Origin of the sequence: Oecophyllibacter saccharovorans (assembly GCF_006542375.1) — a bacterium.
GTDB lineage: Bacteria > Pseudomonadota > Alphaproteobacteria > Acetobacterales > Acetobacteraceae > Oecophyllibacter > Oecophyllibacter saccharovorans.
In genome coordinates, this window is record NZ_CP038143.1 from 1247021 (window position 1) to 1270800 (window position 23780).

Below are 23780 nucleotides of genomic sequence, written 5' to 3' on the forward strand. Positions count from 1 at the left end.
CAGCGCCAATGGCGTGATGGGGCTGACGGTCCTGGCGCTGGTTCTGGCTTTTCTGACTTTCATTGTTCTGGCCGGCGGGCTGACCTTCACCCATCTGCCGCTTGTCCAGGCCATCCTGTTCCTGCTGGATTTTCTCACCCTGCTGCTGGTGGCCGCAGCAGGTGTCCGGCAGATCGGGCGCATGCTGGCCGAGCGCCGAATGGGGCTTGCAGGTGCGCGGCTGCATACGCGCATGGTCACCCTTTTTGCGGTCGTGGCTGTCGGGCCGACGCTGATCGTGGGTGCGCTGGCAGCCCTGTTCTTTCATTACGGGGTGGAGATCTGGTTTTCCAACCGTGTCAACACAGCTTTGACGGAAGCGCGCTCTGTCGCTGCTGGCTACCTGCGCGAGCACAATGACAATACCCGGACAGAGGCCTTCGCGCTGGCCAATACGCTCCTGACCGTCCAGAACGACATGTTCGCGCGCGGGGAAGACCTTTTTCATGATTCCAGCCGCCTGCAGAGCCTGCTGGAAGACGAGGTCATGGAGCGTGGCCTGTCAGATGCGATGATCTTCGACCCCCTGACTGACAAGATCATCGCCACAGGCGGCCTGCTGCTCGGCAAGGCTGGTGCCCTGCCGCTGGAGCTGCCGCCGAAATCCATGGTGGCCATGGCAAGAACGGGTGAGGCAGCCATTCTTGACCAGCCCAACGAGCAGGTGGTGCGGGCTGTTGTCTCCCTGGGTGGAAATTCCGGGTTGATGCTGGTGATCACCCAGCAGGTCGATCCCTCCATTCTCCATCACATGCGCCGGACCGACAAAGTGGTGAGTGATTACCAGCGCATGATCAACAACCGCTACAGTACCCAGGCCGTGCTGGTCGGTATTTTTGCTCTGATGGGCCTGCTGGTGCTCGCAGTCGGCATGCTCACCGGGCTGGGGCTGGCCAACCGGATCGCGCGCCCCATCTCGCATCTCATCACGGCAGCGCGGCGCATCTCGCGCGGTGACCTGGCAGCCAGGGTTCCGGTGCACCCAAGCCCGCGTGAGCGTGATGACGAGGTTACCACCCTGTCGCGCGCCTTCAACCGCATGACCGATCAGCTGGAGAGCCAGCGCAGCGAGCTGATGAAGGCGTACGGCCAGATCGATGAACGCCGGCGCTTTACCGAAACCGTTCTGGCAGGTGTTTCGGCAGGGGTCATCGGGTTGGACAGCCAGGAGGCCATCGAACTGCCGAACCGGGCCGCTTCGACCATCCTGCAGAAGGATCTGGAAGCAGCGATCGGGCGCCCTCTTGTCGAGGTGGTGCCGGAATTCGGGCCCCTGCTGGAGGCGGTGCGCCGTGCGCCAGAGCAGGAGCATACAGCTGAAATCCAGATCGAGACCGAGCATGCCCCCGCTCCGGGTGGCCCGGGCGAAGGTGGGGGGGCCGGTGCGGGGCGTACCCTGCTGGTCCGGGCGGCCGGCGAATTCCGGGATGCCTCCAAAGGTGCGCCTTCAAATACCCCGCTGCCCGTGCCTGCTCAGAACATGCAGGGCTACGTCGTGACATTCGATGACATCACCGCCCTGCAGATCGCGCAGCGCAAGGCGGCCTGGGCGGATGTCGCGCGCCGGATCGCCCATGAGATCAAAAATCCCCTCACGCCCATCCAGCTGGCGGCCGAACGGTTGCGGCGGCGGTTTCAGAAGGAGATCGCAAGCGACCCTGAAACCTACGGGCAGCTGGTGGAGACCATCATCCGCCAGGTGGGCGATATCGGCCGCATGGTCGATGAGTTTTCGGCCTTTGCACGCATGCCCCAACCGGTGATGGAGCGCCACGATCTGGCCCGGCTGTGCCGCGAAGCGCTCATCCTGCAGCGCCATGCCCATCCCGAAATCACCTATGAGACCCAGGGGCTTGGCAGCAGCCGGGATGGGAAGGAAGAGCGTGTCATGGTCATCTGCGACCGCAGGCTCATCACCCAGGCGCTGACCAATCTGTTGCAGAATGCGGCAGATGCCATTGAAATGGTTGCCCCAGCCGAGGACGGTAAAAAGCGACCCGGGGTCATCACGCTTTCCCTGCAGCGCAAGAACGGCCAGGCTGTCATAAGCGTGGCAGATAATGGCATCGGCCTGCCGCCGGCTGACAGGCACCGCCTGATAGAGCCTTATGTGACTCACAAGCCCAAGGGAACAGGGCTGGGTCTGGCCATCGTGCACAAGATCATGGATGCGCATGCAGGTGGCCTGACCCTCCATGACCTGTCCCAGCAGGAGCCAGGCCAGGCTGCCGCTTCGCCAGGTTCCCCGCGTGAGAGCGGGACGGGCTGCCTTCCGCCTGAGCCGGTCCAGCCGGTTCCAGCCGAGCCTGCAAGCGGAAATGCCCCTGGTGCTGACCGACCGCCTGCCGCGGGGGAAGCGGAGGGAAAGGTGCCGTCTGCAGGGGAGAAAACGGTCGGAAAAACGAGAAATCATGACCTTGGCCGCCACGGAACGCTTGTCATCCTCTGCTTGCCACTGGCAGAAGGGAAGGATGCGCATGTCGCGCCCGAACCGGCTACCGGCCCTGTCGAACCCGCCATGCGCCCCGGAAGGTAAGGAGAGCAGATGGAGCACGAGATCCTGATCGTTGATGACGAGCCCGATATCCGCTTCCTGCTCGAAGGGGTGCTGGAAGACGAAGGGTACGTCACGCGCGGTGCCGGCAATTCGGACGAAGCCCTGGCAGCCTTCCGCGAAGGTCATCCCTCCCTGGTCATCCTGGATATCTGGCTGCAGAATTCGAAACTCGACGGGATCGAGCTGCTCAAAATATTCAAAGCCGAGAATCCCGGCGTGCCGGTCGTCATGATTTCAGGTCACGGCACGATCGAAACCGCCGTTGCAAGCCTGCAGCACGGGGCCTACGACTTCATCGAGAAACCCTTTCAGTCAGACCGTCTGCTGGTCGTGGTGCGGCGTGCGCTGGAAGATGCGCGCCTGCGCCGTGAAAATGCGGAGCTCCGCACGCGTGCGGGAACGGAGATGACCCTGATGGGCAACAGTGCCCTCATGCAGGGGGTGCGGAGCCAGATTGCCAAGGTGGCGCCGACCAATTCACGCGTGCTCATCAGCGGTGGCGCAGGGGCCGGCAAGGAAGTGGCGGCGCGGATGCTGCACGCCCAGTCCAAGCGGGCGGACGGGCCCTTTGTCGTGCTGAACTGCGCCACGCTGGCGCCGGACCACTTTGAGGAGGAACTCTTCGGCGTGGAAGGCCGGGACGGCCAGCCGGCGCGTCGCGGTCTGCTGGAACGGGCCCACCGCGGCACGTTGCTGCTCGATGAAGTGGCTGATATGCCATTTGAGACGCAGGGCAAGATCGTGCGGGCGCTGCAGATGCGCACCTTCGAGCGTGTGGGCGGCGGCACGAGCGTCAAGGTGGATGTGCGCGTGATCGCCTCCACCAGCCGTGACCTGCAGGAGGAAATCGCCGCGCGCCGCTTTCGTGAAGACCTCTATTACCGTCTGGCCGTCGTTCCCCTGACCATGCCGGCCCTGCGCGAGCGGGCGGAGGATATTCCCGTCCTGGCGCGATATTTTCTTGAAAGCTGTGCGAAATCCGCCGGCCTGCCTGACCGCGAACTGGCTGTGGACGCCCTGGCCAGCCTGCAGACCTATGACTGGCCCGGCAATGTGCGGGAGCTGCGCAATCTGATGGAGCGCATGCTGATCATGGCCCCCAGTCTCGGCAATGGCCAGGAGACCATCCGCGTCGACATGCTGCCGGAGGTGATCCGCCAGGGCGCGCCCAGCATGAGCCGGCTGACTGCGGAAGCGGATGTGATGAGCCTGCCCCTGCGTGAGGCACGAGACCTGTTCGAGACGCAGTATCTGCAGGTGCAACTGATGCGTTTTGGGGGCAATATCAGCCGGACTGCTAATTTCGTGGGCATGGAGCGCAGCGCTCTGCACCGGAAACTCAAGCAGCTTGGTGTCACCATGGAGGATAGGGCGGCGCTGCAGGCTGCCGGCAGAACCTCCGCCAGCTCCAGCGCCGCAGCGCCGGCTGAAGGGAAAATTCCGTCATGACCTCTACCAGAACCGCCTCTCTTTCCGTTCCTCCCTGCAACAGCGTGCAGGAGGCCTTTCTGAGGCACCTTCAGGCTGCCGCTGAATCTGTCACCGTCTTTCTCGTCAACGGCGTCAAGCTGCAGGGCATTATCAGTCAGTTCGACGCCCACACGCTTCTGCTGCGGCGCGAAGGCCATGTGCAGCTCGTCTACAAGAACGCGATCAGCACCATCATGCCGGTGGCTGCCCTGCCGAGTGAGTTTGACACGGGCCTCAGCGAAGATCCGGCAGCGGGCGATTTCTGAAGCCGGTGGCCTCTCTCCGAACCCGCCTCTCTGACAATCCGGGATCAGGCTCTGTCAGCAAGGTGGTGACCCTTGAGAAGAAGTGATGAGAAAAGCTGAAGAGACCGCCCGTCCTGCCACGCGTGCCGCGGTTGTTCTACCCTGGCAGCGCACTCCAGGCTCCGATACCACGCGTGCGGCTGATGCCCGTCTGGAAGAGGCGGTCGGTCTGGCCGCCTCCATCGGTCTGGAGATCGTTTTCCAGACGGTCTACACCCTGCGCTCGCGCCGCCCGGCAACCCTGCTGGGTCCGGGCCAGCTGGACCAGCTGACCGATATCGCCCATGACGAGCAGATCGGCGTGGTGATCGTTGATGCGCGCCTGTCGCCGGTGCAGCAGCGCAATCTTGAAAAGGCCCTGGGCTGCAAGGTCATGGACCGGACAGGGCTGATCCTGGAGATCTTCGGCGCCCGTGCCGCCACGCGTGAAGGTGTGCTGCAGGTGGAGCTGGCCCATCTGGAATACCAGCGCTCCAGGCTGGTCCGGCTCTGGACCCATCTCGAGCGGCAGCGCGGTGGTTTCGGCTTTCTGGGCGGCCCGGGTGAAACCCAGATCGAAGCCGACAAGCGGATGATCGGGGAGCGGATCGTCAAGCTCAAGAAAGAGCTGGAGCAGGTGCGGCGCACGCGTGGTCTGCATCGCGATGCACGCAAGCGGGTGCCCTTTCCGGTCATTGCCCTGGTCGGTTACACCAATGCAGGCAAATCAACCCTGTTCAACCGCCTCACCGGGGCGGACGTGCACGCCAAGGACCAGCTCTTTGCCACGCTGGATCCCACGATGCGCAGCATCAGGCTGCCTTCCGGGCGCCAGGTTATCCTGTCGGACACCGTGGGGTTTATCAGCGAACTGCCGACTGAACTCGTGGCAGCCTTCCGCGCCACTCTGGAAGAAGTGGCTGAAGCCGACGTTATCCTGCACGTGCGTGATGCGGCCCATCCCGATACGGGGGCGCAGAAGGCGGACGTGCTGACAGTCCTTGACGACATGGCGCGTGACGGCATGATCGACGCCCAATGGCCGGAGCGGACGATTGAAGTGCTCAACAAGGCCGACCTGCTGGGCGGGGCAGGCAACGTGCCCCACCGCAAAGGCGAGATCGTCATTTCAGCTCTGGATGGTGAAGGCCTCCCCGACCTTCTCGAAGCGCTTGACGCTTACATGACCCGCACCATGGTGGAAGCCATCATTCATGTGCCTATGACGGAAGGCAGCGCCCTGGCCTGGCTTTATGAACATGGGGAAGTGCTGGAACGGGTGGAAGGCGAGACGGGACTGGAGCTGCGCGTCCGGCTTTTCCAGCCCGATCACGCCCGTTTCTGGCGCCAGTTCCCTGATCTGCGCGTCGAGCAGCCGGCTGTGGAGGCTTGACCCAGCACTGCCTGCCCGGCGTTGAAAGGCCTCGGGCAGACAGTGCGGCAGCAGGTCAGATCTGGAGCAGCTCGTGCTGGGACTGCGTGTTCAGAATGCCGTGCTGGCCGAGATTGAGCCCAGCCACTTCGACAACATGATCGTGCTTGTGGAGCTTGTCGATCACCCTTTCCAGGACCTGAACGGTGGTGATGTCCCAGATGCGTGCATCTGTCAGGTTGAGAATGACGGTTTTCTTGGGTGTCAGATAATCAATCGCATCATCGAGCTGGTCGGCCGAAGCAAAGAAAAGCTGCCCGTAGACGTAATAGGTCAGGGTGTCGCCGCTTTCGCTGGAGGTGATTTTGACCAGCCCTGCGGCGCGCCAGGCGAAGAAAACCCCTGAGAGCAGAACGCCGACCAGAACGCCGACGGCCAGGTTGTGGGTCAGAACGACGATGATGACGGTGAGAATCATCACCAGGCTGGTAAGATGCGGATGCCGGGTCAGGTCTTTGAGGGAAGACCATGAGAAGGTGCTGACAGAGACCATGATCATGATGGCTACCAGGGCTGCCATGGGAATGCGGGCGACCCAGTCATGCAGGGCGACCATCAGCAGGAGCAGAAAGGCGCCGGCCGTAAAGGTGGACAGCCGTCCGCACCCGCCGTAGCGCAGGTTGCCGATGGTCTGGCCGATCATGCCGCAACCGGCGATGCCGCCGAAAAGCCCTACGAAGATATTGGAAATTCCGAGCCCGGTGCATTCCTGGCGGGCGTCGCCGTGGGTGGCGGTCAGGTCATCGACGACTGTGGCGGTCATGAGCGATTCAAGCAGTCCCACTGTGGCCATGGCCAGCGCGCAAGGCAGGACGATGGCGAAAGTCTCCATGGTCAGCGGCAGATGCGGCCAGGTGAGATGCGGCAGTCCGGTCGGCAGTTCGCCGAGATCAGCCACTGTCCGCACGGCCATGGGGTGGAAAATGGTGAAGGCGGTCAGCAGGACGATACAGATCAGCGGGGAGGGAATGGCGTTCCAGAAACGACGGGGTGGTAGGAGAGGCAGCAGATAGATGATGGCCAGCCCGGCTGCGATCAGGAACCATGTTTCCCAGCCGCCACCCAGAATCTGGGGTACCTGGGCTGAAAAGATAAGGATTGCCAGAGCGTTCACGAAGCCGGTGCGGACTTCGGCTGCCACGAATCTCATCACCGCCTGCAGGCGCAGAAGGCCGAAGCCGACCTGCATTCCCCCTGCCAGGAGGGTTGCCAGGATCATGTAAGGCACGCCGTGGGCATGGATAAGCGGCGCTGCAACCAGGGCAACGGATCCAGCAGCGCCTGAAATCATCCCGGGGCGCCCGCCGAAAATGGAGATGGAGACAGACAGCACGAAGGACGCGAACAGTGAGACGGCTGGCGAGACGCCGGCGATATAGGAGAAAGCGATGACTTCCGGAATAAGGGCGAAGGTGCCCACCATACCGGCCAGAACCTCCCGGACAGGTCGTTGTGTCCATTGCTGGAGATAGGTGGAAACAGACATGAGAGAGGCTGAAACTCCTTAGGATTGAAGAAGGTCGAAAGTGCGGAAAAGCGTGTTTTCCTGACCGACCCGGCCGCAGGGGGCTGAATGAAAAATCCAAATGGGGGATTCTACCATGCAAAGTTCTGGTGGAGATAGGCTGGGCGCGGGAAAAGGGCAGCTGTCCTGATAACTGTTACGGCGGGGCGCAGACAAGGATTTTTTCTGTAAAAAAGACTGGGAGGGCTGGACGGGAAGCACAGGATTTTTTAGAAACTTACTCGCTGTGTGGCGGATGTAGCTCAGTTGGTAGAGCGCCGGTTTGTGGTACCGGTTGTCGCGGGTTCGATCCCCGTCATTCGCCCCAGCGCCCTTCCTGAAAAAACGCTGTAAATCGTGCCACGGCTTGGTATAGTTTTCACATAACTATCCCAGTCGGGATAAATGTGCGGACGGTCCATGAGGGCCTGGTTGCACGTTTCTTCCCGCGCCTGGCCCATCAAGCATCCGGGTCCAGGTCTTTTACCGGCAGATCAGGGAGAAATATCATGACAACCGGAAAATCTGAAAAGACTGTGGCTCTTCAGAACCGCAAAAGCCTGGGCAAGGTGTTGGGCATGGCCGTGCTCTCCGCCGGACTGCTGGGTGGACTTGCAGCCTGCAATGATTCATCGGAAACCCCGAAAAGCACCACGGCCAGCTCGGCAGCGGGTTCCACTTCGGCCACGCCCATGATCGGCGGTCATCCCAATCCTGCCGCCGCTTATTGCGCTCAGGTCGGCGGCACGCCTGTCATCCGCACGGCCCAGGATGGCAGCCAGAGCGGCCAGTGCCGCCTGCCGGACGGTCGGATGGTTGATGAATGGCAGCTCTTTCGTCAGGCACACGCCAATAATCCCTGATCCTGCACGCCTGGTGCCGGAGATGTGAAAGCCCGGCGCCAGTCCTGATCCCTTTACTTGTGAGACAGGTTGAAAAGGCCTAGTTTTCAGGGGCAGTCTTTATCCGGGGAGGCACGATATGGCAGGGATTTACAGGCGCGGCCGTTGGTTCGTCGAATTGGACGGACATGAAGAGCGCCGTGGTTGGGTGGTCTATGATCTGGCACGCTTTCCCTATGAAGCCGCCTATCTGCTGACCCCAAGGCGTGCTTCAGGGGATCTGAATCTGGCGCCTGCCACGATGCGGCCACGTCCGGCCGAAAATGCCCAGGATGTTACCGATCTTCTGGGACTGGCGCGTTCCATCGCGGTGGAGCGGCTTGCCGGGCTGCGTCGTTACCGCGCTGAAGCGCTGAGCCGTGTTCCGCGCTCAACTGCCTGGGGAACGCTGGTCATCCGGCAACGGCGCTTCTGAGCGCTGTTTCCTGGTCTTATCAAAGACCACAGCTTTCAGGGCTGGAAAGGAAGAATTCCCTTTCCAGCCCTTTTTGTCAGCTGTTTCCGAAACCCCTTAAATCTGTGGAGCTCAGCGATCAGGCAGGCTGGTCGTCAGGGCGGTAAGGTGCAGGGCGTCAAACAGTGCTTCGGGAGCGCTGTTGAGCGGAAGATTGTGCAGATCATCCAGCGTGAGGGCGCCGAAAGCGACTTTCAGGGTACGGTTCTGGGGATTGAGCAGGTAGTCGGCCAAGGGGGCCAGCAGGGGCCTGGTCAAAGCGAGCTGGTTCAAGGTCGTTACCAGGCTGTGCCTGATTTCACTGGCCGGCATGTCGGGCTGGCGGAACTGCAGGGCCAGCATGATGAGATCGATCAGCCGGTCCCCTCTTTCTGAAATGACAAGCGAAGAGATCCGGCTCTGACGTGCGAAAGCCGCTTTCTCAGCTCTTCGAGCCACGTCTTCAGGGGCCAGGAAGAAGCCTGGCAGCCGGGCAGGCGCCTGTGTCTGTGCCTCGACCACAATCTCGCCGGCCTCCCTGACATTGAGGCGCAGTGAGACGTCACTGCTCCATTGCCCGTTTCTCCCTTCAGGAAGTGTGCTCAGCTCAGAAAAACGCAATGTGCTGGCAGCCCCGTTGACCGGGAAAGGCAGGGGTGTGTTGCTGCGGAAATGAAACCCGCGGACCTGCGCCTCGGTTCGCAGATTTGCAGCTTCCTGGCGCCGGATGGCGATCATGTGGTCCACCCCGAACTGTGGCGCGTCTGGTTCTGTGCCGAAACGCAGTTTCAGTCCTCCCCAGCTCAGATTGCCGGGATCGGTCCAGAGAACCTGCGCCGGCGCCTGCCAGAACCTGCGCGCCAGGTGGAAATCGCCGCGGAAAGGGTGCTTGAGCAGGTGCATTTCACCGTCACGCAGGGTGAACCAGTCCAGATGCAGCTGAAAAGGGCGATTGGGCGCTGCTTGGAGCGCGTTTTCAGAGGGCAGGGCAGCGACTGGCGTGGGCGGGACGGCAGATTGATTGGCCCTCGGCTGACCGAGACTAGGCTGACTGATGCCGGGCTGGCCGAGCAGCAGGGGCAGGGAAACCGGACTCAGCTGCGCCAGGGAAGTGAGCCGTGCCGTGGCGGTGAGGTCAAGTCCGTCGAGCTGGGCCTGCACGCGCGTGCCCACGCCGTAACCTTCCAGTGCAAAATCTTTCAGAGTGAGGGTTCTCAACGCGAAGGGGGCGGGCATTTCTGCAGGCCGGGTTGCAGAGGGAGCGTTATCAGTAAAGGTGACAGCCGCCTGCAGGAGCTGCAGGCGGCTGAACTGCAGGGTTGCAAGGCGCGCGGGGTCAAAGCGCATCACTTCCGCCAGGGACTGCATGCTGGCCGTGGCCTGGTCGCTTTCCTCAAGGAGGGGCCTGCCGGCAGGAATGAGCAGATGCTGAAAATAGATCCGCTCCAGACTCAGCTGGAGCTGGGGCGTGCCGTAATCGGCATCCTTGAGCAGCAGGCTGCTGAGGCTGAGCTGGCCATGGGTAAGATATTGCGGGTGTCCCAGCCTGATGACGCGGGCGTGAAAGGCGCGCCTGCCCTGACGGAAGGTCACATCATGCAGGGTGACGCCACGCACCAGAAAAGAAGGGCGCGCCCGGCGGTAGGTAAAGGTCGTTCCGGGCGGCAGGGCGGCGATGAAACGCTCCAGCGCATGTGTCACTGAAAGGGTGGCGACACGGTAGACCCCCAGGGCCGCCACAGAGCCGGTGATGAGAAGGAGACAGAGAATCAGCCAGAGACGTTTCACGGAGCTTTGGCACCTTTCCTGAAAGCAGCCAGCCGGCATGCGGTCGATAGCGGGCAGATCGTGGCGGGACGGAACCGGACAGGACCCCGCCGTTACCCATGGGCAGTAAGCAAGCTTGGAAGACGTGCCGCCCTCCATCCGGCTCAATTCTCTCTGCCCCATCTTCTCTGATAGCCTCATGTGGCTGAACGCGCCAAGTTTTCCGCGCTTCTCCGGCCGGCCAGGCGGATCCCCCAGGGTTCTGGACTAAGCCAGCCGGGAACAGAAATTCTTTTCTGCCGGCTTTGGAAACAACGCTGAAAAATTTACGGTATCTGGATACCGCAAACGAAAATCGGCAGTTTTTCGCCGGTTTGTGCGAGAGGGCTGGTTAAATTCAGGCTTGACGGATAATGGTTCTGCCGCAATAAGAAACGCCACTTCCCTTTCGCCTGTTCTGGCGCATCTCTTCCTGCTTGTCGCATGAGACGCGAAGCGGAAAAAGATCCGGACAGGCTGGTTCACTGGCGTTGTGTGTTGACGCGACGCCGCAAGTCTGGAAACGGCACTGATAGAATGTCAATGACGAAGACAACGGTTTCGCTGAAACCGGCCGAGGTGAAGCGCGACTGGATCCTGATCGACGCCGAAGGGCTCGTTCTGGGCCGCCTCGCCTCTCTGATCGCAGCCCGCCTGCGCGGCAAGAACAAGCCCCAGTTCACCCCGAACGTGGATTGCGGCGATGCCATCGTGGTGATCAACGCCGAAAAGGTGGCGCTGACCGGCAACAAGGTCGGCCAGAAGCTCTTTCATTACCACACCGGCTATCCGGGCGGCATCAAGGAGCGCACCATCACGCAGCGTCTTCAGGGCCATCACCCTGACCACGTTGTGCGCAAAGCGGTTGAACGCATGATTTCCCGCGGCCCGCTGCAGCGCCAGCAGATGAAGAATCTGTACGTTTATGCTGGCGACAAGCATCCCCATGAAGGGCAGAATCCCAAGAAGCTGGATGTTGCCGCCCTCAACCGCAAAAACACCCTGAGCAAGGCGTAAGGATCCGCATCATGTCAGAGACTCAAGAGCGCAACGCCGCTGCCGAGCGCACCGGAACGCTGCAGGATCTCGCCGGTGTGTCCGAGATCGTCGTCAACACCGCCCCGGTTCATGAAGTCAAGCGCGATGCCCAGGGCCGCTCCTATGCGACCGGGCGCCGCAAGGACGCCGTGGCCCGCGTCTGGATCAAGCCCGGTAAAGGCGACATCGTGGTCAATGGCCGCCCGGTCACGGACTACTTCGCCCGTCCCGTGCTGCGCATGCTGCTGACCCAGCCCTTCCTGGTGGTGGACCGCTACAACCAGTTCGACGTGTTCTGCACTGTCAAAGGTGGTGGGCTCTCCGGCCAGGCTGGCGCGCTGCGTCACGGCATTTCCCGTGCACTAACCTATTACGAGCCTGAACTGCGCGGCATCCTCAAGGCTGCCGGCTTCCTCACCCGTGACAGCCGTGTGGTTGAACGCAAGAAATACGGTCGTGCTAAGGCCCGTCGTTCCTTCCAGTTCTCCAAGCGCTGATCGCTTCTGCAAAAGCAGGGTATTCAGGCAGTTTTTCAGGGCTCCCGGTGGCATCAAGGCTGCCGGGAGCTTTGTTTTTGCGGTATTGTCAGTATTGATTTGATTATTGTTCTGAGTGTTTCTGCGGTATTGCCGGTCAAGGTCTGCCATCACGGATCAGGCGCCTGCCAGGCGTTTCGGGCGTGAGAGCGCAACTGGCTGCCGGATGAATTACGGGAAGGGGCCATGGCTTTATTCAAAATTGAAAGAACTTCCAGTCCCACGCCGGCCGAGGCGCGCCGCCGCCTGTTGGGGCTGCCTGGCTTCGGCCAGGTCTTTACCGATCACATGGCATTGATCAGCTATTCGGATGACCAGGGCTGGCATGATGCGAAAATCACCGCGCGCCGCCCTTTCCAGGTCGATCCGGCTTCCCCCGTATTTCACTACGGACAGGAGATCTTCGAAGGCCTCAAGGCCTATCACCATGCGCCCCGTGAGGGTGAGAAGGGGGTGGCTCTTTTCCGGCCTGATGCGAATGCACGGCGTTTCAAGGCTTCTGCGCGCCGCCTGGCCATGCCGGAACTTCCCGAAGAACTGTTCCTCCAGGCCCTGGAAGAACTTTTGAAAGTGGAAAAGGACTGGATTCCCGAGGGGGAAGGGCACAGCCTGTACCTGCGCCCCTTCATGATATCCGATGGGGCTTTCCTCGGCGTCAAACCGGCCAATAACTATGTGTTCTGCGTTCTCGCCTCGCCAGCCGGCAGCTATTTCAGCAAGGGTGCCGTGTCGGTCTGGGTGTCGGAGAACTATACCCGTGCTGCGCCGGGCGGCACGGGTGAGGCCAAATGCGGCGGTAATTATGCCGGCAGTCTTGTTGCCCAGCAGGAAGCGAAGAGGCAGGGCTGCGATCAGGTTTTGTTTCTTGATTCGGCCAATCGCCGTTATGTCGAGGAGATGGGGGGGATGAATGTCATGTTCGTCCATCGCGACGGCCATGTATCCACCCCGCCGCTGAATGGCACCATCCTGCGCGGCATCACGCGTGACAGCCTTCTCAGGCTGGGGCGTGAGATGGGCATTGAGATGCGGGAAGAACCCGTTGATATCGAAGAGGTGTTTAAAGGGGCCCGCTCCGGTGAAATTGTCGAGGCTTTCGCCTGCGGCACGGCCGCAGCGCTTTCTCCGATCGGCAGCTTCAGGCGTCCTGGCGGCGAGGTGAAATTCGGTGATGGCAACACCCCCGGTCCCGTCACGCTGAAGCTGCGCGAGAAGCTGACCGGGCTGCAGCGTGGCAGATACCCCGATCCGTTCGGTTGGGTGCAGCCGGTTGCGCTGGATTGACGCTTCTGGCGGGTTCTAGTCGGGAGCCTGTACATTTTTATCAGCGTTCGGGAAACGTTTCAGCCGTGTGCAGGCTTCCTGCCAGTCGGCAGGCGTGTCGATGTCCAATCCCAGCTCGGGTGCTTCAATGACCGCCGGGGGTTCCAGCCAGAGATTGCGGAATCCCTGGTCTCCGCGCAAGTGCCCGGCCCGTGCGCAGGTGTCGGGGGTCAGACAGGCCGGCACGCCTTGCGGGGGCCTGCGCTGCAGGCCGTTTTCAGGCGTCTGTGCAGGGGGACCATAACCTGTCACCACATTCCGCCAGCCTCCTGTTCCTTGCCGGCTGGCTTTCAGCAGGGCCTGAAGATGGGCTGGGGTCAGAAAAGGCTGATCCGTCATCGCTACCAGGACCGGCCCCTGCGTGGTGAAACCGCTGCGGGCCAGCTGCCCCAGACCAGCCTGCAGGGAGGAAGCCAGGCCTGCCTGCCAGTCAGAATTATACGCTTCCTGCCAGTTCAGCCCGCTCAGGGCGTGGCGGACTTCACAATGGTGCGCGCCGGTCACGACCACGAAGGTTTCAGGCTGCGTGCCGGCAAGAATTTGCGCTACCTGCCGGACCAGAGGTTGACCGTGCCAGGGAAGAAGCTGTTTGGGTCGTCCGAGTCGGGTGCTGCCGCCAGCCGCCAGCAGAAGCACGGCATGGGGGTGGGAGGTCATGGCGCCTTAACGTCAGACGGGTCGGAGCTGTCGGGCGCGTAGCCTGCCTGAAAGACCGGTGCGTATTGCAGGACTTCCGCCAGAATGGAGAGTGCGATGCCGCTTGGCGTCCGACTGGCGAGGGGAAGGCCTGCAGGCAGGTGGAGCCGTGCCAGCTGGGCTGGAGAAAACCCCTCATGTCTCAGGCGTTCCATCCGTGCCGGGATGCGCGACTTGCTGCCCAGCAATCCGATGCAGAAAGCGTTTGAAGCCAAGGCCTGGCAGGTGACGCTGTGATCGGTCTCCGCGTCATGTGAGAGGCTGTAGACCGCCGTCCATGGATCAGGCGCCAGCTCGGCCAGCGATTGGGACAGCGGACGGCGGTCATAGCTGTGGGCTGCCAGAAAAGCCGGGGGATGGCTGGGGCCATGGGGACGCAGGAGATGCACCTGCAGCCCGAAGAAAGGAGCGAGCTTCGCCAGGGCCAAGGTGATCGGATCGCCGCCGACCAGGACAAGGCGGAGCGGTGGCGGAACGAAGCGCAGAAAAGGCGTTGTTGAGGAGGGGCTGCGTCCAGAAGAGGGGTGTGGGGCCAGCTCGGCAGCCTCCGGATGAGGCAGGGCCTTCCAGGACATACGGCCATTGCCGAGGTCTGTTCTGACAACCAGCTGCAGCCGATCGCGCGCCGCTGTTTCATGGGCTTGCGTGTAAGCGGCGATATCGTGGAGCTCGCGGACGTAAATGCCGATTCGCCCGCCGCAGGCCAGCTGAAGGTCCATAACCGGGCTTCCTGCGCCATAATCCAGAAGCTGCGGCTTGCGTGTCTGAAGAACGTTCAGAGCTTCTGTTGCGACCGCGCCTTCCACACAGCCACCGGAGACATAACCGACCACCTCACCGGAGCTGCTGATAGCCATTTCGCTGCCGAGCGGTCGGGGGGAAGGTCCCTGGATCGAGACCAGAGTGGCAAGGGCTGCACGTTTGCCTGCCTGTTGCCAGCTGCGCAGGACTGGCACCACATCATCGACCAGCCCGTATTCCGGCCAGTCCGGCAGAAGGGGGGTCGGCGGGTGAAGTGTTTTCTGGACCTCTCCGGTCACAAAACGTATCCTTGTAAAGAAACTTTATGAAAAGCCTGGATGAAAAAGTCCGGAGGCTGGGGTAGAGAGACAGCATCTGATCGCTTCTGTGCGTCCGTGCCCGCATGATACGCCCTTCAGGCAGCTCAAGGAAACAGGACGGCGCGCGGCTGGTATTTCCACGCGTATCCTGCTCATGCGCTTCTCTTTACTAACGCTGCCTCATTTGGATTTGGCGGCAGAGGGGAGGCAGGCAGGGCGGGGGGACAATCCCGGCGAAACATGGCGCGTGATCAGGAAGGGGCTTTTTGCGTCTCCTTCGCTGATCAAGGTAGGCATTGAGCAAGGTAGGAACACGGCGTGGCAGCTCTGACAGTGGCGCAAGCGGAAGAATGCATCCTGGCGCATGCGGGAGATTTCGGAACGGAATGCCTGCCGCTTGGGCAGGCGGCCGGTCGCCTGCTGCGCCAGGAAGTCCGTGCCGAGCGTGACCAGCCGCCTTATGACCGCGTGATGATGGACGGGATCGCCTGCCGGGCCAAGGCCGCCTTCCCCCTGACCTGCACAGGCCTGCAGGGCGCGGGCCAGGCGCCGCAATCGCTGCCTGAGGGAAACACCTGCATTGAGATCATGACCGGGGCGGTTCTGCCGCACGGGGCTGATTGCGTGGTGCCGGTGGAGCGCCTGAGGCGTGAGGGAGACCAGATTTCCCTGCAGCCTGATACGCCACAGGAAGTGGGTCAGTTCATCCACCCGCGGGGCGCTGATTGCCGCCAGGGCGTAGTACTCCTGCGCCCGGGGCAGTATCTGGGCGGTCCGGCCCTGGCTGTGCTGGCGGCCAACGGGGTCTCTCAGGTTCAGGTCGGGCGTCTGCCTTCCGTGGGCATCATCTCCACAGGCGATGAGCTGGTGGCAGTTGATGCGCCGGTTGAGGCCTGGCAGATCCGCCGTTCCAACGATATCGGTGTGCAGGGCCTGCTGGCCGGTTGGGGCGTGCATGAGGTGCAGCGCAGCTGGGTGCGCGACGCGATTGCCCCCCTGACCGCGCATCTGCAGGCGCAGCTTGCCGCCCATGACGTGCTGATTCTGAGCGGGGGGGTGTCCATGGGCGTTTTTGACCACGTGCCCCAGGCATTGGAGCAGGCAGGGGTGAAAAAGGTGTTTCACCGCGTCCTGCAACGTCCTGGCGGGCCGGTCTGGTTCGGGATCGGGCCGCAGGGTCAGCGGGTGTTCGGGCTGCCGGGCAATCCGGTCTCGGCCATGGTCTGTGCGGCGCGCTATGTTTCTGTCCTGCTGCGCGCCGGGCAACTGGGCGAAGCGATCCGCACAGTTGGGGGTCCATCTGCGCCGGGGCTTTCGGAGCTCCGGCTTTCCGCCCCGGTTGAGCGCCTGCAGAACCGCACCCGCTTTCTGCCCGTGCAGATCAGGGGGGCGGGGGAAGGGGTGCCGTGCCCGGTGCCGACCTCAGGCGATTTCATGACCCTGGCGCAGACAGACGGCATCGTGGAGCTTCCGCCTGGTGCGGAGGGCAACCTGCAATTGTCTGCTGGCAGCCCGGTCAGGTTCTATGGCTGGTAAATCCGTGACAGATTTTACTGCAACCAGGTCTGCCACGGAAAGCGGCGCAACCGTGGCGCCGGTCCGTGACCGCCGCGGGCGACCCTTGCGGGACCTGCGGATTTCCGTCATGGACCGCTGCAATTTCCGTTGCCCTTACTGCATGCCGGAATCAACCTTTCCGGAAGATTTCCGTTTTCTGCCGCCTGCTGAACGCCTCAGCTTTGACGAGATCGTGCGCCTGGCGCGGGCCGCCATTCCCCTTGGCGTGACCAAGCTGCGCCTGACAGGTGGCGAACCCCTGCTGCGCCCGCAGCTGCCGGAACTCGTGGCACGGCTGGCCGCCCTGCCTGGCATCGAGGATGTTGCCCTGACCACCAACGGCGTGCTTCTGGATCGCCAGGCGCAGGCCTTGCGCGAAGCGGGTCTGCACCGCGTCACGGTCAGTATCGACGCGCTGGATCCGAAGGTCTTTGCTCGGATGAGCGGCAACCGCGGTTCGGTGGCGGCCGTGCTGGCCGGCATTGAAGCGGCGCGCCAGGCTGGCTTTCCGGGCGGGGTGAAGCTGAATGCGGTGGTGCAGCGCGGTGTCAATGACTCCGAGATTGTGTCGCTGGCCCGGCATTTCCGTTTTCAGGATGTGGTGCTGCGCTTTGTCGAATACATGGATGTCGGCACGCGGAACGGCTGGGAGCGGTCTGATGTCATGACAGCGCGGGAAATCCGTGAGCTCCTGAGCGAAATCGCGCCGCTGGTAAGCCTGCCGCCCACTTATCCGGGGGAAGTGGCACGGCGCTACCGTTTTGCCGATGGGAGCGGGGAAATCGGGCTGATCGCTTCGGTGACCGCGCCTTTCTGCGGTGGCTGCACGCGTGCGCGCCTTTCATCAGACGGCAAGTTCTATACCTGCCTGTTCGCAAGCCAGGGGGCGGACCTGCGGTATTTCCTGCGTCATGAAAATCCCTCAGACAGTCAGCTGACCGCCCATCTGCGGTCTATCTGGGAGCGACGCGATGACCGCTACAGTGAGGAACGCGGACAGCTTTCGGGGGAAACCCGGCAATGGGAGCGCCCGGAAGGCGGCAAGCGCGGGGGAAGCCGGCAGCCGCGGGTGGAAATGAACTATATCGGTGGCTGAAGCGATGGCGGAGAGCAGGGTCGGTGAAGATATTGGCTGAAAAGGCAGTGAAGGCGTGAAGAAGATGCAGAAAGATCAGGGCCCCCTGACGCATGTGGATGAGAAGGGGGCTGAGCCGCGTATGGTGGATGTCGGCACCAAAGACGTGTCCAGGCGCGAGGCCGAGGCGCAGGCACGCGTCTGGCTGCCGCCGGAAGTGGCCGAGCCATTGCGTGAGGCGGGCTTCATGACCAAGAAGGGCGCGGTGCTGACGGTGGCCCAGATCGCCGGGGTCATGGGAATGAAGATGACCTCCCAGCTCATCCCGCTCTGCCATCCGCTGGCGGTGACGGGATGCAGGCTGGAGCTGACCCTGGCAGGCGATGAAGTGGTCATATCCTGTCGCGTTTCCTGCGAAGGCAAGACAGGCGTGGAGATGGAGGCGTTGACGGGTGCCACGGTGGCGGCTCTGACGGTTTACGATATGTGCAAGGCCCTCAGCCATGATATCGTGATCCGCGAAGTGCGCCTGATGGGCAAGTCAGGCGGCAAGCGGGATTTCTCCAGGGAAAAGGCTGCAGGCGGAAAAAGCGCATGAGAGAAGAGCTTTATGGCCTGGTTCTCAGCGGGGGAGCAAGCACGCGCATGGGGCGCGACAAGGCGCAGCTGGACTACGGCGGCCTGCCCCAGCTGACCCGCGCCATGAACCTGATCAAGCCGCATGTGGCGCGCGCCTTCGTTTCCGTGCGGCCCGGCCAGCCGCAGGACCCGGTCCGGGCCGCTTATCCGCAGATCGTTGATGAAGCTGGCGCCGTTCGCGGGCCGGCAGCCGGCCTTCTGGCAGCCCATCACGCTTATCCCCAGGCGACCTGGCTGGTGCTGGCCTGCGATCTGCCCCTGCTGGATGAAGCCACTCTGGCCGCCCTTCTGAAAGCCGGAGCTGAAACTGAAACGGGACCGGAGGACTGGGAGGCGGTGGCTTTCACAAGTGCGCATGACGGCCTGCCCGAGCCGCTCTGCACCCTGTGGCGACCAGGCGCGCTGAAAGCGCTGGAGAAATTTGTTGCAGCCGGCAAGCCCTGTCCCCGCAAGGCCCTGCTCAACAGTCGCACATGCCTGCTTGACCTGCCTGAGCCGACGGCTTTGGCCAATATCAATACCCCGACCGAGCGCGAAACGGCGCTGCACCGCCTGCAAACTGGTTCCTGAAGGCCTGTCGCTGAACTGTCTGACCCGAACTGTCTGAATAGAAAGCTGATCCCATACTCATGACGACCCTCCGTATCGATTATTTCGCGCAGTTGCGCGAACTTGCGGGCACGGCAAGTGAAGCCTGCGAGACCGCGCATGCAACGCCCGGTCCCCTTTATGAAGAGCTGCGCGCGCGTCACGGTTTTCCCTTCAAGCCCTCGCAGCTGCGCGTTGCCGTCAACGACGCTTTCGTTCCCTGGGAGCACCCGCTGGCCGACGGCGACGTGGTGGTGTTCATTCCGCCCGTGACAGGAGGCTGAGGCGCGATGAGTGTCAGGCAAGCACAGTCCGGGTTGTTCCGCGTTGCCCATGCGCCTGTATCGCTGGAAGCATTGCGTGCGCCCCTGCATGTCGCTGAAGCAGGAGGCTTCTGTTCCTTTGAAGGCTGGGTCCGCAACAGGAATGAAGGCCTGCCGGTGGAAGGGCTGGATTACGAGGTCTATGAGGCCCTGGCCCTGAAGGAAGGCGAGAAGATCCTGCAGGAAGCGCGGGAGAAATTCGCTATTGCGCAGGCTGTGGCTATGCACCGGGCCGGCAGCCTGAAAGTGGGAGACATGGCCGTGTGGATCGGTGTTTCCGCCCCCCACCGCGATGCGGCCTTCCAGGCCTGCCGCTACATCATCGACGAGATCAAGACCCGCCTGCCGGTCTGGAAGCGCGAGCATTATGTCGGTGGTGAGCCGCAATGGGTCGCCTGTCACCATCAGGGAGCGGCGCATACGCATCACTCCTGAACGATAATGCTTCTCGGTCTTACGAACACTGGCCGGTGACTGGTGCAGTCCTGGGGAGTTTGGCAAGAGAGAAAAGACGCTCCTGACCGGAAGGGCAGGGGCGTTTTTTGTCTGGTCCTATGGACTGAAAGGTCCGGAAAAGTCTGCCCGGAGGCAGCATTGTTCAAAGAGGGAGGCAGCGTGAAGCCCGGAATGTTCAACGCCTGTGGAGGAAACTCCCAGGGCGGCAGGGGGAGAGGTGTGTTCGCCTTGCTCCATGCCAGGTCGCGCCCGCGGGGCGGACCCCGAAAGCACGCGGAGGCGCGCGCATGCAGAGAACCCGATCCCGGGTCCCTGTACCACTCAGAAAACCTGAAACCGTTTTCCCCGACCCTGGGCAACTGGACGACGCTGGGGCTGTTGCTCTGGGCAGGCCAGATGCCTGTGCCTGCCATGGCCGCACCTGTTACGGCCCCTGTTGCAGCGGGGAAGGGCGTTGCCCCCCGGTCCGGCGTTGCCGCGGCCGCCAAGGCGTCAGCCGGCACCATGCCAGCCGGAAAACCCACTGAACACCAGCCCCTTAAACACCAACCTGTTGAACATCTGCCCGTTGAGCATCTGGTAGTGCGCGCCCAGACCATCCCGGCCCCTGGGGCGGCGGCTGACTACATGGCCAAGGATGTCGATCTCGGCCCGCTGGGGACAAAGCCGATACTCGACACCCCCTTTTCAGTCGATGAGGTCCGTCGGGATGTATTGCTGAACCAGCAGATCCGCAACATCAACGATACTGCGAAATACAATCCTTCCGTCCAGCTGGAGGAACGCGGCGACCCCAATATCAGCCGCCCGCAGTCACGTGGCTTTGAGGGGGATGTCATCAGCAATTCCCGCATGGACGGGCTCAACATCCTCACCACCACGCCTTATGCGGCCGAGCAGTTCGATCACCTGACGGTGCTCAACGGGCTTTCAGGTGCCTTGTACGGCCCCCAGAACCCGGCCGGCATGTTCAATTACGTGCTCAAGCGCCCGACCGATACCCCCACCCTGATGCTGAATGTCGGGGTCGATTCAAACGGGGCGCCGGTTGAAAGCCTTGACGCAGGCGGGCGCATCGGCTGGTTCGGCGGCAGGCTCAACCTGTTGAACCAGACCGGAGAAAGCTATGTCGGTGGCTCGCATATCCGCCGCAACATGGTCAGTGGCGATGTCGACATCCATCTGGATGAAAAGACCACGCTCTATCTGGACGGCAGCCAGTACAGCACCGCTTTCAGGGGCCTGCCCGGAGAGTTCGTCTACAGCGCCGGGATCGATCTGCCGCAGGCGCCTGACCTTTCGCGGCGCGGCTACGGGCAGCGCCAGGGCGGCTACAACACCTCGACCAGCACTGGCCTTGCGCGGCTGGAGCACGCGTTCAACGAGGCCTGGAAGCTGCGCCTGGGCGGGCTGTACCAGAATGCGGCGCGTGACGTGTTCACCATCAACAATACCCTGACTGACAATCGCGGGGATTACACCCAGAGCATCGCCGCGCCGGCTACCGCCAAGGTCTTCAAGGACTGGAGCAACTTCGCCTATTTGGACGGCAGGGTGCGGACCGGCTTTGTGGTGCATCATCTCAACCTGGGCTCAACCGGCTATTCCCTGGGCAATTACAATCCGCGCGTGGGCCAGACCTTCACGATCGACCAGGCCAATATCAGGGCGCCGAAAGTGGTTGATGGCCCCCAGCCGCACAGCCACGGCACGTACCAGTCCGCTTTTACGCGCGTGCAGACGCTGATGGTGGGCGACACGCTGGATATCGGTCGCCAGGTCTCGGTCATGGGGGAGCTTTCCTGGGCCTGGCTGAAGACCAAGAACTGGAACAAGGCCGGCATTTCCAACCCGAAGGGCAATTTCTCCGACAACGGCTATTTCGCGCCGGTGGTGACGTTGAATTACAAGCCCGTGCAGAACGCGACCTTCTATTTCAACTGGGGGAAATCCATCCAGCCCGGCCTGCTGTCGCCGACCAATAAATACAATCAGGGCGGCGTTCAGCCCCCCCTGCAGTCGGAGCAGTATGAGGTCGGTGCCAAGTGGCAGCCCTGTGACTCGCTGTTGCTGACGGCGGACGGCTTCCGCATGACGCGTCCCTATTCCTTTACCGACCCTGTCACGCATGTGTTTGGGGAAGGGGGGATGCAGCGCAATTACGGCGTCGAGTTCATGGCCAGCGGTCATCTCACACCTGATCTGGCCATCATGGGCGGCGTGACATGGCTGGATGCGCAGGTGGGGAAAACCGCAAGCCCGGCAACCTCGCACAAGCAGGTGGTCGGTGTGCCGCCGGTCATGGCCAATATCCTGCTGGATTATACCCTGCCGCTGGCAAAAACGGTTTTCCGCGGCACAGCCCTCACGGCCAATGTGCACTATACGGGGCGGCGGGCAGCGGACGTGACCAATCGCACCTTTGCGGGTTCTTATGTCACGCTAGATCTGGGCATCCGCTACGCAACGCGGATCTACGGCCAGAGTGCGGCCTTCCGCTTCGGGGTCAACAACGTGACCAATGAGCGCTACTGGGCCTCAGTCTTTCCCAACAGCATCAACGGGGCGGAGGGCAATGATACGGCCATGGCCGGTCTCCCCAGGACTTATCAGTTCACGATGACGCTGGGGCTGAACTTCCTGTAACTCCGCTTTTCAGGAAGAGGGAGCGGGCGCAACGGCCAGGTTGGAAAGCCGTTGCGCTACGCGGCACTGCAGGCCGGGGTCCTGCGGCGCGCCTGGCTTGGAAAAGCTGCGTTGCATGGCCAGCAGAATGTCCGGCGTTGCTTCCTCCACCGCCTGGCGCCACCAGAAAAGCGCTTCCCCCCCGCAGTTCATCGCCAGCAAGGCGGTGGCGTAATTATGCTGCCCCCTGTAATCCCCGCCCGTTGCAGCACGCCGGTACCATTCCAGCGCTGCCTGCGGGTTGCGCGGTGTCTCCCAGCCCTCTTCCATGAAGCGGGCAAGCAGGTTCATGGATTTGGCATGACCGCGCAGGGCTGCGTGGCGAAAAAGCCTGAAAGCCTGGTTGCGGTCTTCAGCGCCGCCCAGGCCGCGCAGGACACAGATACCCAGATTGTAGTATCCCCACAGGTCGCCAAGCCGGGCAGCGTTTTCATAATGCTGGCGCGCCTGAGCCAGATCACGCTTGTCTCCCCAGCCGAAATGCGCGCAACGGCCGAGCATGTTGTGGGCAGCGCCCTCACCGGCCTGCGCTGCGATCAGGAACCATTCACGGGCCTGTTGCGGATCAGGTGGCATCCAGATGCTGTCGAGAAGCGCTTTGCCCCAGAGTACCTGCTGCAGCGTATGGCCTTTGAGGGCGCGCGCGTAAATTTCCTGTAGTTCTGCAGGCCAGTCAGCCTGCCTGCTGGTCGGACGGGCCGGTTTCTTTTTGGGGCGCAACCGCTTGAGCAGGCCGGTGGGAAAAGCGGTTCTGAGTGAAGGAAGCTGTAAAATCATGCGTGCAGTTCCGCCTGATGAAGGGCGTTCCATGCTGACAGGCCTGACGTCCTGGACAGGATGGCTCTGGGTCACCATGACATTAAAAACCCGTTCAGACCCAGGGATTTTCGTCCCTGAAAGCCCCCCGTGCCACGATAGGGCCATTCTTGTGGTTTTTCACTCCCGTGAGTGTTCAGGCTTTCAGAGCCTTTCTGGAAATGATTGGGAGAATCTTTCGATGACGGACCTGCAGAACGATGTGAAGAACGGCCTGGCCCGCCTGGAAGCTTTTCAGCAAGTCACCCCTGTGCAGATCAGGCCGGGCTCAGCCCTGCAGCGCCTTTGCCGGTCAGCAGCCCTGGTCAGTGCGCTGGCCCTGCCGCTCACCTTCACGCTTGGGGCCTGCACGGATTACCAGGCCCATACCCATACGGGCCGTACCGTGAGCGGCGGTCTGCTCGGTGCCGGGGCGGGCGCTGCGATCGGCGCGCTGGCGGGCGGTGGCAGGGGGGCTGCGATCGGTGCGCTCAGCGGTGCGGCGGTCGGAGCGACGACAGGCTATCTCACAACCCCCAACCGCAACGATCCCCGTCGCTGAGCCGGGCTGACTGTCGGGG

General features: G+C 62.3%; 22 protein-coding genes and 1 tRNA gene. 18 read left to right on the forward strand and 5 right to left on the reverse strand.

The annotated features are described in order from the left end of the window. Positions 1-16: 16 nt before the first annotated feature. From E3E11_RS05360 to hflX, 4 genes are all read left to right on the forward strand, one after another. A complete protein-coding gene (locus tag E3E11_RS05360) occupies positions 17-2575 on the forward strand; it encodes a sensor histidine kinase NtrY-like (protein WP_141452166.1) in 2559 nt (852 codons plus the stop codon). Positions 2576-2584: 9 nt separating this feature from the next. Continuing rightward, positions 2585-4045 (forward strand): nitrogen assimilation response regulator NtrX, encoded by a 1461-nt coding sequence (gene ntrX, locus E3E11_RS05365; protein WP_141451493.1) that lies wholly within the window; start codon positions 2585-2587, stop codon positions 4043-4045. Continuing rightward, a complete protein-coding gene (gene hfq / locus E3E11_RS05370) occupies positions 4042-4332 on the forward strand; it encodes an RNA chaperone Hfq (protein ID WP_141451494.1) in 291 nt (96 codons plus the stop codon). The genes ntrX and hfq overlap by 4 nt, the downstream gene beginning before the upstream one ends. Positions 4333-4417: 85 nt before the next feature. After that, positions 4418-5743: a GTPase HflX gene (gene hflX, locus E3E11_RS05375; protein ID WP_141451495.1), complete on the forward strand. Its 1326-nt coding sequence runs from the start codon at positions 4418-4420 to the stop codon at positions 5741-5743. Positions 5744-5798: 55 nt separating this feature from the next. Here the strand turns inward: hflX and E3E11_RS05380 are convergent, their stop codons facing one another. Beyond that, positions 5799-7268, reverse strand: a complete 1470-nt coding sequence (locus E3E11_RS05380) for a SulP family inorganic anion transporter (RefSeq protein WP_141451496.1) — start codon at positions 7266-7268, stop codon at positions 5799-5801. 270 nt (positions 7269-7538) lie between these two features. Between E3E11_RS05380 and E3E11_RS05385 the strand changes: the two genes are divergently transcribed. The 3 genes from E3E11_RS05385 to E3E11_RS05395 all read left to right on the forward strand — a co-directional run bounded on the left by E3E11_RS05385 (position 7539) and on the right by E3E11_RS05395 (position 8603). Then, a tRNA-His gene (locus tag E3E11_RS05385) sits at positions 7539-7614 on the forward strand. A 181-nt stretch (positions 7615-7795) separates the two neighbouring features. Continuing rightward, positions 7796-8149 carry a putative hemolysin gene (locus E3E11_RS08575; protein ID WP_141451497.1) on the forward strand — a complete coding sequence of 118 codons (354 nt, stop codon included), beginning with the start codon at positions 7796-7798 and terminating at the stop codon, positions 8147-8149. 118 nt (positions 8150-8267) lie between these two features. Beyond that, complete coding sequence (locus E3E11_RS05395; RefSeq protein WP_141451498.1) at positions 8268-8603, forward strand: hypothetical protein; 336 nt, start codon at positions 8268-8270, stop codon at positions 8601-8603. 111 nt (positions 8604-8714) lie between these two features. Here the strand turns inward: E3E11_RS05395 and E3E11_RS05400 are convergent, their stop codons facing one another. Beyond that, a complete protein-coding gene (locus tag E3E11_RS05400) occupies positions 8715-10409 on the reverse strand; it encodes a hypothetical protein (protein ID WP_141451499.1) in 1695 nt (564 codons plus the stop codon). A gap of 555 nt (positions 10410-10964) precedes the next feature. Between E3E11_RS05400 and rplM the strand changes: the two genes are divergently transcribed. The 3 genes from rplM to E3E11_RS05415 all read left to right on the forward strand — a co-directional run bounded on the left by rplM (position 10965) and on the right by E3E11_RS05415 (position 13285). After that, on the forward strand, positions 10965-11444 hold the full coding sequence (gene rplM, locus E3E11_RS05405) for a 50S ribosomal protein L13 (RefSeq protein ID WP_194149587.1): 480 nt from the start codon (positions 10965-10967) through the stop codon (positions 11442-11444). 11 nt (positions 11445-11455) lie between these two features. After that, positions 11456-11962, forward strand: coding sequence for a 30S ribosomal protein S9 (gene rpsI, locus E3E11_RS05410; RefSeq protein WP_141451501.1), 507 nt, complete (start codon positions 11456-11458; stop codon positions 11960-11962). Between the two features lie 225 nt (positions 11963-12187). Then, the gene (locus E3E11_RS05415; protein ID WP_141451502.1) at positions 12188-13285 is read left to right on the forward strand and encodes a branched-chain amino acid aminotransferase; all 1098 of its coding nucleotides are present in this window, start codon (positions 12188-12190) and stop codon (positions 13283-13285) included. A 15-nt stretch (positions 13286-13300) separates the two neighbouring features. Here the strand turns inward: E3E11_RS05415 and E3E11_RS05420 are convergent, their stop codons facing one another. Both E3E11_RS05420 and E3E11_RS05425 read right to left on the reverse strand, forming a co-directional pair. Beyond that, positions 13301-13981: a nucleotidyltransferase family protein gene (locus E3E11_RS05420; RefSeq protein ID WP_141451503.1), complete on the reverse strand. Its 681-nt coding sequence runs from the start codon at positions 13979-13981 to the stop codon at positions 13301-13303. Continuing rightward, entirely contained in the window at positions 13978-15060 is a 1083-nt protein-coding gene (locus E3E11_RS05425; RefSeq protein WP_231118849.1) for an XdhC family protein, read from the reverse strand. The genes E3E11_RS05420 and E3E11_RS05425 overlap by 4 nt, the downstream gene beginning before the upstream one ends. Before the next feature lie 339 nt (positions 15061-15399). On the opposite strand from E3E11_RS05425, the gene E3E11_RS05430 reads away from it, so the two are divergent. The 7 genes from E3E11_RS05430 (at position 15400) to E3E11_RS05460 (ending at position 22365) form a co-directional block, all read left to right on the forward strand. Further along, on the forward strand, positions 15400-16617 hold the full coding sequence (locus E3E11_RS05430; RefSeq protein ID WP_141451504.1) for a molybdopterin molybdotransferase MoeA: 1218 nt from the start codon (positions 15400-15402) through the stop codon (positions 16615-16617). Further along, positions 16607-17734: a GTP 3',8-cyclase MoaA gene (moaA, locus tag E3E11_RS05435; RefSeq protein ID WP_141451505.1), complete on the forward strand. Its 1128-nt coding sequence runs from the start codon at positions 16607-16609 to the stop codon at positions 17732-17734. The genes E3E11_RS05430 and moaA overlap by 11 nt, the downstream gene beginning before the upstream one ends. Positions 17735-17798: 64 nt before the next feature. Beyond that, a complete protein-coding gene (moaC, locus tag E3E11_RS05440) occupies positions 17799-18311 on the forward strand; it encodes a cyclic pyranopterin monophosphate synthase MoaC (RefSeq protein ID WP_141451506.1) in 513 nt (170 codons plus the stop codon). Further along, positions 18308-18922: a molybdenum cofactor guanylyltransferase gene (mobA, locus tag E3E11_RS05445; RefSeq protein WP_141451507.1), complete on the forward strand. Its 615-nt coding sequence runs from the start codon at positions 18308-18310 to the stop codon at positions 18920-18922. Before moaC ends, mobA begins: the two co-directional genes overlap by 4 nt. 59 nt (positions 18923-18981) lie before the next feature. Then, positions 18982-19224 (forward strand): MoaD/ThiS family protein, encoded by a 243-nt coding sequence (locus E3E11_RS05450; RefSeq protein WP_141451508.1) that lies wholly within the window; start codon positions 18982-18984, stop codon positions 19222-19224. 6 nt (positions 19225-19230) lie between these two features. Further along, entirely contained in the window at positions 19231-19698 is a 468-nt protein-coding gene (locus E3E11_RS05455) for a molybdenum cofactor biosynthesis protein MoaE (RefSeq protein WP_141451509.1), read from the forward strand. Between the two features lie 432 nt (positions 19699-20130). Continuing rightward, positions 20131-22365, forward strand: a complete 2235-nt coding sequence (locus E3E11_RS05460) for a TonB-dependent receptor (RefSeq protein WP_231118850.1) — start codon at positions 20131-20133, stop codon at positions 22363-22365. 9 nt (positions 22366-22374) lie between these two features. Here the strand turns inward: E3E11_RS05460 and E3E11_RS05465 are convergent, their stop codons facing one another. Continuing rightward, positions 22375-23181 (reverse strand): tetratricopeptide repeat protein, encoded by an 807-nt coding sequence (locus tag E3E11_RS05465; protein ID WP_141451511.1) that lies wholly within the window; start codon positions 23179-23181, stop codon positions 22375-22377. On the opposite strand from E3E11_RS05465, the gene E3E11_RS08490 reads away from it, so the two are divergent. Continuing rightward, positions 23180-23761: a YMGG-like glycine zipper-containing protein gene (locus E3E11_RS08490; RefSeq protein WP_194149684.1), complete on the forward strand. Its 582-nt coding sequence runs from the start codon at positions 23180-23182 to the stop codon at positions 23759-23761. The genes E3E11_RS05465 and E3E11_RS08490 overlap by 2 nt on opposite strands. Positions 23762-23780 lie beyond the last annotated feature (19 nt).